This window comes from Halorhodospira halophila SL1 (assembly GCF_000015585.1).
Classification (GTDB): domain Bacteria; phylum Pseudomonadota; class Gammaproteobacteria; order Nitrococcales; family Halorhodospiraceae; genus Halorhodospira; species Halorhodospira halophila.
In genome coordinates this window covers 1,525,811-1,539,861 of sequence record NC_008789.1, presented here as the reverse complement: position 1 = coordinate 1,539,861, position 14,051 = coordinate 1,525,811, and the positions used below count along the sequence as shown (strand labels likewise).

The following is a 14,051-nucleotide window of genomic DNA, read 5'->3' as shown; positions in this document are numbered from 1 at the left end:
CCGCGTTGCATTCGCGAAGCAGTCCGGAGCCGACCATGTCGACGGAAACCGTGCAGCCAGAGATCCAGAGTAGCGCACCCGACGAGGGCGTGATACCGGACCCGACGGAGATGGACACGCGGGCCGCCGATGCCGCGGCCTTCCTCAAGGCCCTGGCCAACGAGCGGCGGTTGATGATCCTCTGCCATCTGGTCGCCGGGGAGCGCTCGGTGGGTGAACTGGAACAGCTCCTCAAGATGCGCCAGCCGGCCCTGTCACAGCAGCTAGCGCGGCTGCGCGAGGAGGGGATCGTGGCCACACGGCGCGAGTCTCGAACCATCTACTACCGCCTGGCTAGCCCCGAGACCGAGGCCCTGCTGGAGCGCCTCTACGAACTCTTCTGTCAGCGCTCCTAGCGGGCCGGAGGCGGCGCCCCCCGGCGACCCCTGGCGGGTCTCGTGGGGGCGTCTACGGCTCAGAAGCGATAGCGGACTCGGGCGTAGAGGTTGGAATCCCGCTTGAACTGCCCATAAAAGGTGTGGTCGCTGTCGCCGCCGAACAGGTTTCCTCCCACCGAATAGCTCAATGCATCGGAGGCGCGGTAGCGCACCGACGGCCGTAGGTAGTAATCCTCGTCGTCCGGCGAGTAGAAGGCGAACAGCGAGCCGATCAGGTTGTCCCGCCACACGCTGTAGGTGAGCCGGGTGGTGAGCACCTGGCGGTACTCCTCGGGGAGCAGGTCGTCGTCCGCCTGCCATCGGGCCTCCAGGTCGTCGTAATCCTGTAGCCACTCCAGGTAGTACTGCAGACCCACGTCGAAGTTTGTCGCCGCCTCCCAGGTGTAGCCCAGCAACGCCCGGAACTCCGAGTTCGGGACCTGCACGCTGCGATCGCCGTCGCGGTTGTCCACCGAGTCGTAGTAGCCGACCTCGGCGTTGGCAATGCCCGGGCCGAGCCGATCCCGGATGCTGGCGCCGTAGGCGTTGAGCCGGGCGTGGGTGAGGCGGTCGTTGGCCTGCTCCTCCGGCTGCGGGAAGAAGCCGCGGTAGAAGTACCCGGCCAGCTCGGCGCTGCCGATGCGGTGGGTCAGCCGCGCCGCCAGCTCACCGTCGTCCGGGAAGCTGTCCGGGTCGTCGGCGGGTGGCGATTGCTCGGTTTGGCGCTCCTCACGGAGGTCAAAGTAACTCAGCCGCTCCCCGTTCGGATAATCGTCGGGTTCGAAGACGGGGGTCCAGACCAGGTCCAGGGTCACGTTGTCGCCGTACCAGGTGCCGCGCACCGCATCGGAGGGACCCTGCAGGTAGTCCTCGTCGCGGCCGGTGAGGAACGAGTTGAAATCCTTGGGGAAGAGATCGTTGATGAAGAGCAGATCGCCGGTCCCCCAGGCCAGTACCTGACGACCGACCCGCATGTCCAGCCGCTGCCCAACGGGGAAGGCAACCCGAGCCTCGCGCAGCTCGCCGCGGATCTCCTCCTTGACCTGGTCGGCCACGCCGTCACCGCGGACCCGGAAATCGAATCGGCGCCAGTCCCCCCGCGCCTCCAGGCGCAGGCGGGCCTCGGCCAGGTTGTAGTCCTTGTCCAGGACCTGGTTATCCCGGGTGTGGTGGCCGCCGGCGATCTCCACGAAGCCGTCCACCTCAAAAGGGAGCCACTGCTCCTCCTCGTCCCAGGGGTCGTCCGCCCACGGATCGTCGTCCCAGTCGGCCAGGGCCGGCGAGCCGACCCCGGCGGCCAAGGCCAGGCCCGCGATCCAACGGGGCGGGCGGACACGGCGCCCGGACCGGGCGCCGACGACGCTTGCCGTGCTCATGGTGATCTACCTCCCTAACCAGTCGCGGGGCGGGTTACGCAGGCTGCGCTGGGTGAAGACGCTCTCAGGGAGCCCCAGGTCGTACTCCTGACCGCGGAACTGGACCTCCGTATGGCCGCCCATGCGTTCGTCTTCGACACGCATGCGCATCGCGGTGGGGTAGCCGTCGATCTCCTCGACGTCGGAACTCTCGATACGGCGGTAGACGCTGCCGTCGCTGTCCTCGTACTCGGTGATCAGGGGCAGGTAGGTATCGCGGTCGATCCATGTCGTGTAGGCCGCGAACTCCACGTTGCTATCGTCCCGCGGGGTCGAGCGCACCTGGTAGTGCTCGTCGGTGACCTCGATCAGCTCGTGGTCGTCGTCCTCCAGGTGGCGGCCGGAGACGTCCTCATAGAAGACGTGAGACCCGACGAAGCTGGTCCGCTTGTCGCCCGGAGCGATGCGGCGTTCCAGATCCTGGTCCGGCAGGTAGAGCCAGCGGTCATCATCGCCGCCGGGGTGTTTCTCGACCAAGAAGACGACCCCGCGGAACTCGGAGGGGCGGCTGAAGGCGACCAGGTATTGCTGATCGCCGCCGTCCTCGACATCCCGGCGAAGGATGGTGAATTGCCGGGTCTGGGTCCGGTCGCGGTCATCCACGATCCGCATGCGCGCCTCGGAGCGGCCATCCTCCCCGGCGTAGTAGGCGGCCAGGTTGGCTCGTTCGACGATCTCGGCGACATCGGTATCGTGCCCCTCGTCGGCCCCCGCCCACGGGGCGGCGAGCAGGAGCGCCGGGAGCAGTGTGGTCATGCCGCGCCAGCGCGGGCGGCCTGGAGTTTCCTTGCAGCGGTTGAGGTCTCGGTCCATGGGTTATACCTCCTGTTGCGGTTGCGCCGTTTGCTGGGCGCGGGGGAAGAAAAGCCGGGGGGCGAAGGCGACGATCGCCGGCAGGGCCAGCAGGGTCACCAGCGCCGAGGCCGCCATGATGCTGGCCAGGAAGGTGCCCACGGTGATGTACGGCACCAGGGGGGCGGCGAGTAGCGGCAGGAAGCCCACCGCGATGACGATGGCGTTGCGCGTGATGGCGCACGCCGGCTCGCGGAAGACCTGGGTCAGGGCGCTGCGCCATTCTCGGGTCTCGGCGAGGGCCATGCGCAGGCGCTGGATGAAGTGGATGGCGAAGTCGACCGACAGGCCGATCGACAACGACGAGAGCACCGCCACCGGCATATCGTAATCCTTGCCCACCAGCCCCATGACGCCGTAGATGAAGGCGATGGTGACCGTCAGCGGCAGCATCGCCAGTACACCCAGCGTCAGGGAGCGGAACAGGGCGATCATCATCACCAGCACCACGGCGAAGGCGGAGAGCAGGGCAAAGAGCATCCCTTCGACCATCTCCCCCTGCCAGACCAGGTTGATGTAGGTGGCGCCAGCCCAGTCGAGTTCCACGCCCTCCGGCGGGGGGTGCTCGGCCACGAACGCATCCACGGCGTCGAGGACCCGGGCCATATCCTGGTTATCGCCGCTGGGCAGCTGCAGCCAGACGTTGGCCTCGGTGTAGTCCGGGGTCACGAAGCGCCACAGATCGTGGGGGCGGTGGGAGCCCTGGAAGCTGAGGATCGCCTGGGAGACGCCGCCGGAGGTCCCCGGCAACCGGTAGTCCTCCGGCTCGCCGCTGATCAGCTCGCGGTTGACGGTCCGCACTAGGTCGGCCAGGGAGTTGGCCTTGCCGACCACACCGGCCTCGACCAGGTGCTCCTGGAGTTCGGCCATCCAGCCCAGATGCTCCGGACTCTGGAAGGCGCGGGTCTCGGTGCGTGCCGCTTCCACGGCATCGAGCAGGGCCTCCCAGTGCTCGGCCTCGTCCAGATCGACCTCGAAGAGCAGGTCGTCGATCTCGGTGGCCAGTGCCTCCATTCGATCGCCGATCGGTCCCTCGTCGGCGGCTTCGGCGTTGAGCCGCTCCCAGCGCTCTTGCAGCTCGAAACCGTCGTCTTCCGCAGCCTCCAGGATCTCCTGCGCCTCGGCATCGAGGCGTTCGGCGACCTCCTCCAGGCCGGTCTGGCGCAGTCGGATATACGCCTCGTAGGTCCCGGCGAAGCGGTCGTTGAGGACCTCGTCGGCGACGCGGATATCGTGGTTCGCCTTGAACCAGCGGGTCGGGTTGTCGTTGATCTGGATCTGCGTGATCCCGAAAACCGCGACAGCTACCAGGACCACCAGTCCGCCGACGATCCAGGCGCGGCCACGCACGGCCAGGCGGCCGGTGGTATCGAGCACGGCGCACATCCGTGACCCCTCGGTGTCGTTCTGCTGGCGCCGGACCCGCTCGGCCATGCGGTCGAGGTTCTTGCGGGACAGGCTGCCGACGTAGGCCGGGATGAAGGTCAGGGTCAGTACCAGGGCGAGGAGCACCCCAAAGCTGATAAAGCCGCCGAACACCTGCACCGGCGGGATCGGCGTGAACATCAGTGAGGCGAACCCGACCCCGGTGGTCAGCGCGGTGAACAGCACCGGCTTGTAGAGCCGCTCCATGACCCCGGCCATCACGCGCCGCGGGTCATCGCCGGGTCGGTAGCGGTCGGCGAAGTTCGACAGGACGTGGATGGAGGCCACCACGGCGATGGGCATCAGGAAGATGGGGATCATCGAGCTCATGATGTGCACCGTGAAGCCAGTGCCGATGAGCAACCCCATGGTGGCGATCACCGTGGTCATGGCCAGCAGCATGGGGGCGATGACCAGGGGGATGTTGCGGAAGAAGAAGAGCATCACCAGGAAGATGATCAGCCCGGCCAGCGGTGCCGAGATCGCCATCTGTTGGAACATCTCCACGCCGAAGGTGTCCTGGGCCACCGGCTGACCGGTGATATGGAGTTCGTCCTCGATGCCGAGCGCCTCGGCGGCGGCGCGGATCTCACCGGCGATGCGGTGGCTGTGGTCCTTGCTCTCGATGGGTACGAAGATGCCGGCGGCGGTGCCGTCCTCGGAGGCCAGGGTCCCCTGGTACATGGGCAGCCGCTCGACGGCAGCGCGGATCCGGTCGGCCTCCTCTTGGGTCTCCGGTGGCGTGGGAATCAGCCAGTCGTAGTCGATGGTCCCCGGCGCCGCCTGCTCGACGTTGTCCACGGCGGCCATGGAGAGCAGGTCGCGTCGGACCACGCCGTCGATCTGCTCGATGGCCCGGGTCAGCTGGTAGTGCGCGGCGAGGGAGTCCGGGTTAAAGACCCCCTCTGGATGGTCGTCGTTGACCTGGCCGACGACGATCATATCGTGCAGGTTGAACTGCTCCTGGACCTGGTCGTGGAGGATCCGGTCGGCCTGGTTGGCCGGGAGCATGTTCTCCGGGTCGGTGTCGATCTGGATACGGGGGATGAGCACCCCCAGGGTGATGGCCAGCAGGGCCATCGCTGCGAAGATCCATCGCCGGTGGTCGATGCACCAGCTCGCCAGCCTCTCGCCCATCGGGAACTCCCTTTTTATAATGGATTCGCTCACTTGTATATGAGAGTATATGCATATACTGCTACACGCATCAATAGTCGCCGGGGCCTGCCCGGCGCGGCGGAGGGGGTGAGGTTATGGGCATGGGAGAATCCCAACCGGATGCAGAGACATTGGCGTTCATCGCCGCGCAGTTCCGGGCGCTGGGTGAGCCGCTGCGCCTTCAGCTGCTCCACGCCCTGCGGGATGGTGAGAAGAGTGTTGGGGAGCTGGTGGAGCTCACCGGCTCTTCGCAACCGAACATCTCGCGGCACCTGAGCGTGCTGCGCCAGCACGGCCTGGTGCGGCGGCGCAGTTGCGGAACACTGGCCTACTTCGCCATCGCGGCCCCCCACGTCTTCGATCTGTGTGATGCGGTGTGCGGCGTCCAGGGGGGCGGGCAGCCGGCGTCCGCGCCGCGTCAGCCCGACGTGCCGTAATCCTTGCGGGCCTGTCCGGCGGGGGGCGGTTAGCTGTTAGACTGAGCCGCCATCGACGGGTCCACAGAAGGCGAACAACATGGCCGCAGGAACAGAGGGCGTGCCGCGTTTCGAGCCCGCCCAGGCGGTGCGCATCCTCGCCTGGATGCGCATCACCGCCACCACGGGGCAGATGATCACTGTCCTCTTCGTCCATTTCGGACTGGGCCTGACCCTGCCGCTGGTGCCGCTGCTGCTGACGATCACCGCGCTGGCTGCATGGAACGTCTTCGCCTTCTGGCGCCTGCGCAACACCCCCGAACAGATCTCCCAGCCCGAGGTCGTGTTCAACGTCCTCATCGATGTCGTAGCGCTCACCGTGCTCCTCGGGCTGACCGGCGGTCCCTCTAACCCCTTCGTCTCGCTCTACCTGGTGCCGGTGGCGCTGTCCGCCGTGGCCATGCCGGCCAACCTGGCCCTGGTCGTAGCAATCCTCTGCCTTGTCCTCTACGGGCTTCTGCTGGCGGTCTATCTGCCGATGGAGGGCCCGCACCCGATCATCGGGGGCGATTTCAACCTGCACATGATCGGCATGTGGGTGAACTTCGTGATCTCCGCCTGGATGATCACCGTGTTCGTCCGTTTCATGTCCTCGGTCCTGCGCCGGCAGGACTGGCGCCTGTCGAGGGCCCGGGAGCATACCCTGCGCAACGAGCAGATCGTGGCCCTCGGTACCGTGGCTGCGGGCGCGGCCCATCAACTCGGGACGCCGCTTTCGACCATGTCCATGGTCGTCGACGAGCTGCGCCAGGAACGTCGCGATGACACCGAGCTTCAGCAGGATCTTGACCTGTTGCGCTCGCAGCTTGCGGTGTGCAAGGAAACCCTGGAAGATCTCAAGGACGCCGGGGCAGCTGGCAGTGATCAGGGGGGACGCACGGTCTCACTGCAGAAGCACGTGGCGCGTATCGTGGATACCTGGCGGCTGATGCACCCGAAGATCGAGCCCAGCGTGGAGTATCAGCAGCCGTTCGTGGATGTCGAGATCAGCCAGGATCCGACGCTCATGCACGCCCTGCTCAATCTCCTGAACAACGCCGCCGAGGCGTCGCTGGAGAATGGCTGCAGTGGGGTCGAGGTCTCGATCAGCAGCGACGGTGGCAAATTGACCCTGGTGATCGATGACGAGGGCACGGGGCTCGACTCCGAGCGCGTGCGTACCGCAGGTCGGGTGGTGCAGACCACCAAGCCATCGGGCATGGGGATCGGGCTGGTGCTTGCCAATGCGACCGTGGACCGTTTCGGCGGCAGTGTCACCCTGATGGATTCACCGAAGGGCCGGGGGGCACGAACGAAGATCGAGGTCTCCCTCGAACGGCTGCGCGCGGACCACAACCGCGGCAGCGACTGAGGGAGAGAGCCGGTGAGGCTTGAGGAGGAGAGGAGGTGAACCATGTTGAACGGGCCATCGATCCTGATCATCGATGACGATACGACCTTCTCCCAGGTGCTGGGGCGCTCGCTCTCGCGCCGGGGCTGCCACGTGGACTCGGCCGAGGAGCCCGAGACCGCCTTGCAGAAAGCGCGCAGTCAGCAGCCGCAGTACGTGGTGCTGGATCTCAAGCTCGGTGAGCACTCGGGGCTCAATCTGGTCGAGCCCCTCAAGGATGCACTCCCGCAGGCCCGCATCCTGGTGCTGACCGGATACGCGAGCATCCCCACCGCCGTGGAGGCGATTAAGCGTGGGGCTTACAACTACTTGCCCAAGCCCACGGATGCCGACACCGTGCTCGCGACCCTGGAAGGCAAGCCTGCCGCTGAGCCGGAAAAGCCGCCGCAGAAGCCGATGTCGCTGCGCCGCCTCGAGTGGGAGCAGATCCAGCGGGTGCTCAATGAGCACGACGGCAACATCTCGGCGGCGGCCCGGGCGCTGGGGATCCATCGTCGCACCCTGCAGCGCAAACTGAGCAAACGGCCGGTCAAGCAGTAGCCGCCTGCGATTTGCATGGGTATGAATGCTTCGCTATGTTGCCAGCTGAGGTCGATCACCGGCCTCGTCCATGCACGCAAGGAGCCAAGCCAAGATGCGAGCTTTCAATAAGGTAGTGGCGGCGGCTGCACTGAGTGTCGCCGGCGTGGGCCTGGTCCAGGCCGATAGTCACGGTCCGGATAAACTGTTCGTCAGCGTGACCTCCGAGGATGTGCAGACCCAGGGGTTTGCCATGATCCTGGCGACTCAGGGCATGCAGCAGGGTCAGGAGCCGCGTGTCCTGCTCTGTGGCCCCGGCGCCGAGATGGCCACGGAAGACTACGAGGCCGACGCCCTGGACCCGGCGGGCGCCAATCCGCAGCAGATGATGCGCAGCCTGATCGGCGAGGGCGTTCAGGTGGATGTCTGTGCCATCTTCCTGCCGAACACCGACTACACCGAGGACGACCTGATCGAGGGCGTGGGTGTGGCGGAGGCGCCGGAGGTGGCCGAGTACATGGCTGATCCGAGTGTCCGCTACTTCTCCAACTGACGGAACGGCTGCCGGGCGGCACAGCGCCGATCGGCAGCCTCTGCGCTCCCGGACGGGTCGTGACGGGGGCGAGGCTGAGGATAGCCCGCTGATCCGTTTGCTGGGGGTGCGCAAGGGCTACCCGGAGGGCGGGGGGGTGCGTGTGGTCCTCGATGGGCTCGACCTCGTCATCCGGCGTGGCGAATCCCTGGCCGTGGTCGGACCAAGTGGCTCGGGCAAATCCACCCTGCTCAACCTGATCGGCGCGATGGAAGGGCCGGATGCTGGCACGATCGGTTTCGGCGGCGAGGATCTGACGACGCTCGACGAGACGGCCCGGACGCTCTTCCGGCGCCGCCATCTCGGGTTCATTTTCCAGCAGCTCAATCTCGTCCCCACCCTTACGGTCCTGGAGAATCTCCTCCTGCCACTGGAACTCAACGGCGTCCTGAACCGCGAAGGGCGGCGCTACGCACGGGAGTTGCTCGAACGGGTCGGCCTGCAGGGCCGAGAAGATACATTCCCGGAGCTCCTCTCTGGCGGCGAGCGACAGCGCGTGGCGGTCGCCCGCGCCCTGGTGCACGGCCCTGATCTGCTGCTCGCCGACGAACCGACCGGTAGTCTCGACGGGGCCACGGCGCAAACGGTGCTCGGACTCTTCAACGAGCTTCGTCGTGAGCGCGGCATGACCGCACTGATCGCCACCCACTCCACCGATGTCGCCGCGGCGGCGGATCGCGTGGTGGCGCTGCAGGGTGGTCGGCTCCAGGAGGTGGCTGCGGCGTGATCCTCGCCCGGGCCGGATGGCGTCACCACCTGCGCCACCCGTGGCAGGGGGCGCTGGCGATCCTCGGGGTGGCGCTCGGGGTGGCGGTCGTGGTGGCCGTCGAGCTGGCCAACGCCTCCTCGGAGCGGGCTTTTACACGGTCCGCCGAGGCCCTGGCCGGAGAGGCCACCCACCGGATCACCGCTGGGACCGCCGGCCTCGATGAGGCGCTTTATACCGAACTCCGGCGCTCCGGTATTCGTCCCGCTACCCCGGTGGTGGAGGGGCACGTCTCCGGCCCGGACGGGCCGCTGCGCGTGCTTGGCATCGATCCCTGGGCCGAAGCCGGGGTGCGGGACGCGGTGGCCGGCGCTGCGCGCGCCGTTGATGCCGGTGCGTGGCTCGAGCGGGACGATCTGGTGGTGCTCTTTCGCGAGGATGCCGCGCGGTTAGGGGTGACCGACGGCGACACTGTGGCGGTGGAGATCGGCGGGCGCAGCCACCGGCTGGAGGTGGCCGCCGTCGCCGAGGCCCCGGACCGACTCACTGCCGAGGGGCTTCGGGATACCGTCGTGGTGGATGTGGCCACCGCCCAGGAGCTCCTCGGCCGGGTCGGACGCCTCGATCGCATCGACCTGGTGATCCCCGGTGGGGTGGCCGGTGAGGCCCGGCTCGCCCGCATCCAGGAGCTTCTGCCCAATGCCGCGGTGATCAGCGAGGCGCAGGAGGGGGCTGCCGCCCTCGACGAGATGACCGCGGCGTTCCGTCTCAATCTGACCGCCTTCAGCCTGCTGGCCCTGCTCGTCGGGGCACTGCTCATCTACAACGCCATCTCCTTCTCGGTGGTCCAGCGGCGGGCACTGATCGGTCGCTTGCGGGCTCTCGGGGTGGGGCGCGGGCAGGTGTTCCGCTCGGTGGTCGCCGAGGGAGCCGCACTCGGGGCCCTGGGTACACTCGTCGGCCTCCCGCTCGGCTACCTCCTGGCGGATGGCCTGCTCGAACTCGTCACCCGGACCATCACCGATCTCTACTTCGTCCTCAACGTTCGCGAGGTCGCGCTGGCGCCCTCTGCTTTGTTCATGGCTGCGGCGCTGGGGCTGTTGGCCGCTGCGGTGGCGGCCGCAGCGCCGGCCTGGGAGGCTGCCTCCGTCGCGCCGCGCACCGCCCTGGACCGGGCCTCACTGGAGGGGCGTGCACGGCGTTGGGTCCGGCCCCTGGCGGGGGGCGGGTTGCTGCTCGCTCTACTCGGGATCGGTCTCCTGTGGGGGGGTACCGGGGGGCTGGTGGTGGGCTTCGGTGGGGTGTTTGCCCTGCTGGTGGGCGCTGCGCTGATGGTGCCCTGGGCCGTCGGGGTGCTGGCCGGCGCGCTGGCCGGCCCGGCCGGCTGGATGCTCGGTGCACCGGGCCGCATGGCCGCGCGTGGCGTCGGCGCCGGGCTTTCGCGCAGCGGGGTGGCGGCGGTTGCGTTGGTGGTCGCGGTGACGGCGGTCATCGGGGTTAGCGTGATGATTGACAGCTTCCGCGGCAGTCTGGCGGCCTGGCTCGATAGCACCCTGTCGGCCGATGTCTACGTCAGCGCCCCGTCCCGGACCGGCGAATCGCCCCCGACGTTGCCCCCACAGCTCCGCGAGCGCCTCGCCGCAGTCGCGGGCGTCGAGTCGGTGGCCACGTCCCGCCAGTTGCGGGTGCCCTCGGAGTACGGCGAGATCCAGTTGCGCGCCTTCGACCACGGGCCGATCGGGGATGCCGGGATGGCCTACAAGGCGCAGGCGCCTTCGGCCTGGACGCGTTTCCGGGACGGTGAGGGGGCCTATATCACCGAGCCCTTTGCCGCACACCATGGGCTCAAGCTCGGTGACCGCATGGTGGTCCGGACCCCGTCCGGCGAGCGAGTGTTGCCGGTGCTGGCCGTGGTTTATGACTACACCACCAGCCAGGGGGCGGTGTTCGTCGCCCGCAGCTTCTACGACGCGCACTGGGAGGACGAGGCCATCGACGGGCTGGCGGTCCACGCCGGGCCGGGGGTCGACCCCGACGCTCTGATCGCCGCGCTGCGCGAGGCTGCCGGCGAGCAGGCCGACCTGCTCACCTTCCGCTCCGATGCCGAGATCCGGCGTCTTTCGCTGGACGTGTTCGACCGCACCTTCGCGGTGACCCGGGTCCTGCAGCTATTGGCCGCCATCGTCGCCGCGGCCGGGGTGTTCGGCGCCCTGCTGGCGCTCTCTCTGGAGCGCAGCAGTGAGGTGGCCGTGCTGCGCGCCCTGGGGTTGACCCCGGCCCAAGTGTGGACGCTGGAGCTGGCCCGTACCGGGCTGTTGGGCGTTTTCGCCGGGCTGCTGGCCATCGGACCGGGGTTGGCGCTGGCCCTGGCCCTGACCGACGTGATCAATCAGCGCGCGTTCGGCTGGAGCCTGCAGTTCCAGGCGGACCCGCTGTTGCTGGGCCAGGCAGTTGCGTTGGCCACGGTGGCCGCCTTGCTCGCCGGGCTCTATCCGGCCTACCGTGCGGCCCGAGTCCCGCCGGGGGAGGCGATGCGTGAGGATGGCTGAACGGATCGCCAGGCTGCGCCGGGCTGCGGCCTGTGTCCTGCTCGTTCTGGTTGCGGGGTGTATGGATCCACCGGAGGGCGAGGACGCGGCCGAGCAACAGCGCATTACCGTGGCCGGGGCGCTCTCCGGCGAGCAGGATGCCGAGGGGTACGCGCGGGCGCTCGGGCCGCGCCCCCTAGTCTTCCCAGAAGATCATGGCCCCCATCCCGCTTACCGCCACGAGTGGTGGTACATCACCGGCAATCTGTTCGATGAGGATGGTCGCCACTTCGGGTTCCAGATCACCTTTTTCCGGTTCGCCCTGCGTCCCGAGCCGAGTCCGCGGCCATCGGCGTGGGGGACCAACCAGCTCTGGATGGCCCACTTCGCGGTAACCGACACCGAGGGGGAGACCTACCACCACTTCGAGCGGCTGGCACGAGGAGCCCTCGGACTCGCCGGTGCCCAGCCCGATCCATTCCGGGTCTGGCTCGAGGATTGGGAGGTACGCGGTACGCCGGGTGCCGGCCTGGCGCAGTTGCAGACCCGTCTGGAGGCCGGCGGCGTGGAATTGGTGCTGGACCTTGAAGCCCGCAAGCCGATCGTCTTCCAGGGGGAAGACGGGTACAGCCAGAAGGGGGACGCCCCCGGGAACGCCTCCTATTACTACACCGTCCCGCGGCTTGGGGCCGAGGGGCGCGTGGTGGTGCCCGACGGCGAACACGCGGTCTCGGGCACGGCCTGGATCGATCGCGAGTGGGGCAGCAGCACCCTGAGCGAGGAGCAGAGCGGGTGGGACTGGTTCTCTATTCAACTCGACGATGACCGCGAACTGATGTTCTACCACCTGCGCCGGGAGGATGGCAGCATCGACCCGAGGAGCAAGGGCGGATGGGTGGACGAGGACGGCCGCCATCGAGTCGTGACCCGCGACGATGTGACCCTGGAGGTGCTCGACCACTGGACCAGTCCGGATGGTGAGGCCACCTATCCGGCGCGCTGGCGGCTAGACTACCCGGAAGAAGATCTGACGCTGGAGCTCGAACCGGTCCTGGCCGATCAGGAGCTGCGCGACGGGTTCCGGTACTGGGAGGGTGCACTGCGCGGTCGTGGCCAGGCCGCGGGGCGTCCGGTGACCGCCGTGGGGTATGCCGAACTGACTGGATACGTCGACTAGGAGGGGTGTCGTGCACAAGATCCTTTATGCCACCGACCTGAGCGAGCGGACGGAAGCTGCGGCGCAGCGCAGTGTGGAGCTGGCCCGGCGTCACAGCGCCGAGTTGCGGGCCGTGCACGTCATCGAAGCCGACCTCGAAGAAGAGACCCTCCGATTGCTGTTCCGTGAGCAGGGTGCCGGGGCGCAACAGGCGACCCGCGAACTGGAGCAGGCCGGCGAGGCGCGAATGACCGAGCAGCTCACTGCGATCGCCGGAGACGGGGCGGCCCCGAGCTGGACGGTCGGGTGTCGGTGGGGGCGTGGAGCCAGCGAGATCGCCGCAGAGGCCCGGGACTGGGGCGCCGATCTGGTGGCGATTGGCGCCCACGGTCGGCGCGTCGTCCGTGATCTGTTCCTGGGGGCGACCGCCGAGCGGCTGACCCACGAGTTGTCCGCGCCGATCCTGGTGGTCAAGCGTCCACCCCGGGGGGCGTACCAACGGGTCCTGGTGGCGGTGGACGGGTCGCCGCGCTCGCGCCGAGCCGTCGAGATGGCTGCCCGCCTGGCCCCCGATGCGCGACTGCACCTACTGAGCGTTCACGACACGACACCGCTGGAGCGGATCTATGGGGCCGGTGAGGGGGCCGCACAGGAGCTTCAGGCAGCCCTGCAGGCCGGACGGGAGCAGACGGCGGAGGAGCTGAGTCGGTTGGTGGCAGAGCTGCCGATGCGCGACCGTATCGCCCACTATGAGGCACGCAGCGGGAATCCGGCGACGGTGATCGATCAGGTCGCGGGGGAGGCGGACATCGATCTGGTGGCGATGGGCACCCGCGGCCTGTCACGCTGGCAGGGGGCGCTGCTGGGCAGCGTGGCCCGACGTGTCGCCCACGAGAGCGAGCGTGACCTCCTGCTCACCAGCGGTGAAGGGTGAGGGCCGCACTGCTGATCAAGCGCTTGATCGGGCACAGAAGGTGTCGAGAAAGCGCTCCGGGGTGCGGCGCGGCCGGCGGGCGGCATAGTCGAAGAAGGCAATGGTCGTGCGGGCGCGGGCGATCTCCCGGGCATCCGCCGAACGCTCGACGCGGTAGAACAGGTCCGCCCGGCTGCGCCCGATCGCCCCCACCCCGACAGCGATGGAGAGGACGTCTCCGTAGAACGCCTCGGCGCGGTAGGCGATTTCCAGTTCGCTGACCACGATCCCGGCCCCACCGCAGTCCCCTTCGCTGAAGCCGTGGTGGCCGAGGAAGGCCACCCGCGCTTCGTGCAGCAGGGAAACCAGCGCGTCATTCCCCAGGTGGCCGCCGTAGTTGACGTCGGTGATGCGCACCGGTAGCTCTGCGGAGTAGGGCAGTGGCTCGGGTAGTTCGATCTTCATCTTCGACATAGTAGGGGTTGATGGCTGCGGCGGCTTGCCT

At 68.0% G+C, this 14,051-nt stretch carries 13 protein-coding genes; 9 read left to right on the top strand and 4 right to left on the bottom strand.

What is annotated here, in order from left to right; all coding sequences use genetic code 11:
* Window positions 1-35 precede the first annotated feature (35 nt).
* Window positions 36-395, top strand: coding sequence for an ArsR/SmtB family transcription factor (locus tag HHAL_RS07210; RefSeq protein ID WP_011814214.1), 360 nt, complete (start codon window positions 36-38; stop codon window positions 393-395).
* 59 nt (window positions 396-454) lie between these two features.
* Here HHAL_RS07210 and HHAL_RS07205 read toward each other — a convergent pair whose 3' ends face one another.
* From HHAL_RS07205 to HHAL_RS07195, 3 genes are read right to left on the bottom strand one after another with little or no spacing between them, the layout of a single operon-like run.
* On the bottom strand, window positions 455-1,792 hold the full coding sequence (locus tag HHAL_RS07205; protein WP_011814213.1) for a DUF1302 domain-containing protein: 1,338 nt from the start codon (window positions 1,790-1,792) through the stop codon (window positions 455-457).
* Between the two features lie 6 nt (window positions 1,793-1,798).
* Window positions 1,799-2,644 (bottom strand): outer membrane lipoprotein-sorting protein, encoded by an 846-nt coding sequence (locus HHAL_RS07200; RefSeq protein ID WP_011814212.1) that lies wholly within the window; start codon window positions 2,642-2,644, stop codon window positions 1,799-1,801.
* A gap of 3 nt (window positions 2,645-2,647) precedes the next feature.
* Entirely contained in the window at window positions 2,648-5,245 is a 2,598-nt protein-coding gene (locus HHAL_RS07195) for an efflux RND transporter permease subunit (RefSeq protein WP_011814211.1), read from the bottom strand.
* A gap of 122 nt (window positions 5,246-5,367) precedes the next feature.
* On the opposite strand from HHAL_RS07195, the gene HHAL_RS07190 reads away from it, so the two are divergent.
* The 8 genes from HHAL_RS07190 (at window position 5,368) to HHAL_RS07155 (ending at window position 13,567) form a co-directional block, all read left to right on the top strand.
* Complete coding sequence (locus HHAL_RS07190; RefSeq protein ID WP_144446113.1) at window positions 5,368-5,703, top strand: ArsR/SmtB family transcription factor; 336 nt, start codon at window positions 5,368-5,370, stop codon at window positions 5,701-5,703.
* Window positions 5,704-5,782: 79 nt separating this feature from the next.
* Entirely contained in the window at window positions 5,783-7,093 is a 1,311-nt protein-coding gene (locus tag HHAL_RS07185) for an ATP-binding protein (protein ID WP_011814209.1), read from the top strand.
* A 42-nt stretch (window positions 7,094-7,135) separates the two neighbouring features.
* Complete coding sequence (locus tag HHAL_RS07180; protein ID WP_011814208.1) at window positions 7,136-7,672, top strand: response regulator transcription factor; 537 nt, start codon at window positions 7,136-7,138, stop codon at window positions 7,670-7,672.
* Between the two features lie 94 nt (window positions 7,673-7,766).
* The gene (locus HHAL_RS07175) at window positions 7,767-8,204 is read left to right on the top strand and encodes a DsrE family protein (RefSeq protein WP_011814207.1); all 438 of its coding nucleotides are present in this window, start codon (window positions 7,767-7,769) and stop codon (window positions 8,202-8,204) included.
* Between the two features lie 106 nt (window positions 8,205-8,310).
* Window positions 8,311-8,970, top strand: a complete 660-nt coding sequence (locus tag HHAL_RS07170; protein WP_244857300.1) for an ABC transporter ATP-binding protein — start codon at window positions 8,311-8,313, stop codon at window positions 8,968-8,970.
* Window positions 8,967-11,498, top strand: a complete 2,532-nt coding sequence (locus HHAL_RS07165; protein WP_011814205.1) for an ABC transporter permease — start codon at window positions 8,967-8,969, stop codon at window positions 11,496-11,498. The genes HHAL_RS07170 and HHAL_RS07165 overlap by 4 nt, the downstream gene beginning before the upstream one ends.
* On the top strand, window positions 11,491-12,654 hold the full coding sequence (locus tag HHAL_RS07160) for a lipocalin-like domain-containing protein (RefSeq protein ID WP_011814204.1): 1,164 nt from the start codon (window positions 11,491-11,493) through the stop codon (window positions 12,652-12,654). Before HHAL_RS07165 ends, HHAL_RS07160 begins: the two co-directional genes overlap by 8 nt.
* 10 nt (window positions 12,655-12,664) lie before the next feature.
* Complete coding sequence (locus tag HHAL_RS07155) at window positions 12,665-13,567, top strand: universal stress protein (protein WP_011814203.1); 903 nt, start codon at window positions 12,665-12,667, stop codon at window positions 13,565-13,567.
* 15 nt (window positions 13,568-13,582) lie between these two features.
* On the opposite strand, the gene HHAL_RS07150 is transcribed toward HHAL_RS07155, so the two are convergent.
* Complete coding sequence (locus tag HHAL_RS07150; RefSeq protein WP_244857299.1) at window positions 13,583-14,011, bottom strand: acyl-CoA thioesterase; 429 nt, start codon at window positions 14,009-14,011, stop codon at window positions 13,583-13,585.
* Between the last annotated feature and the right edge of the window lie 40 nt (window positions 14,012-14,051).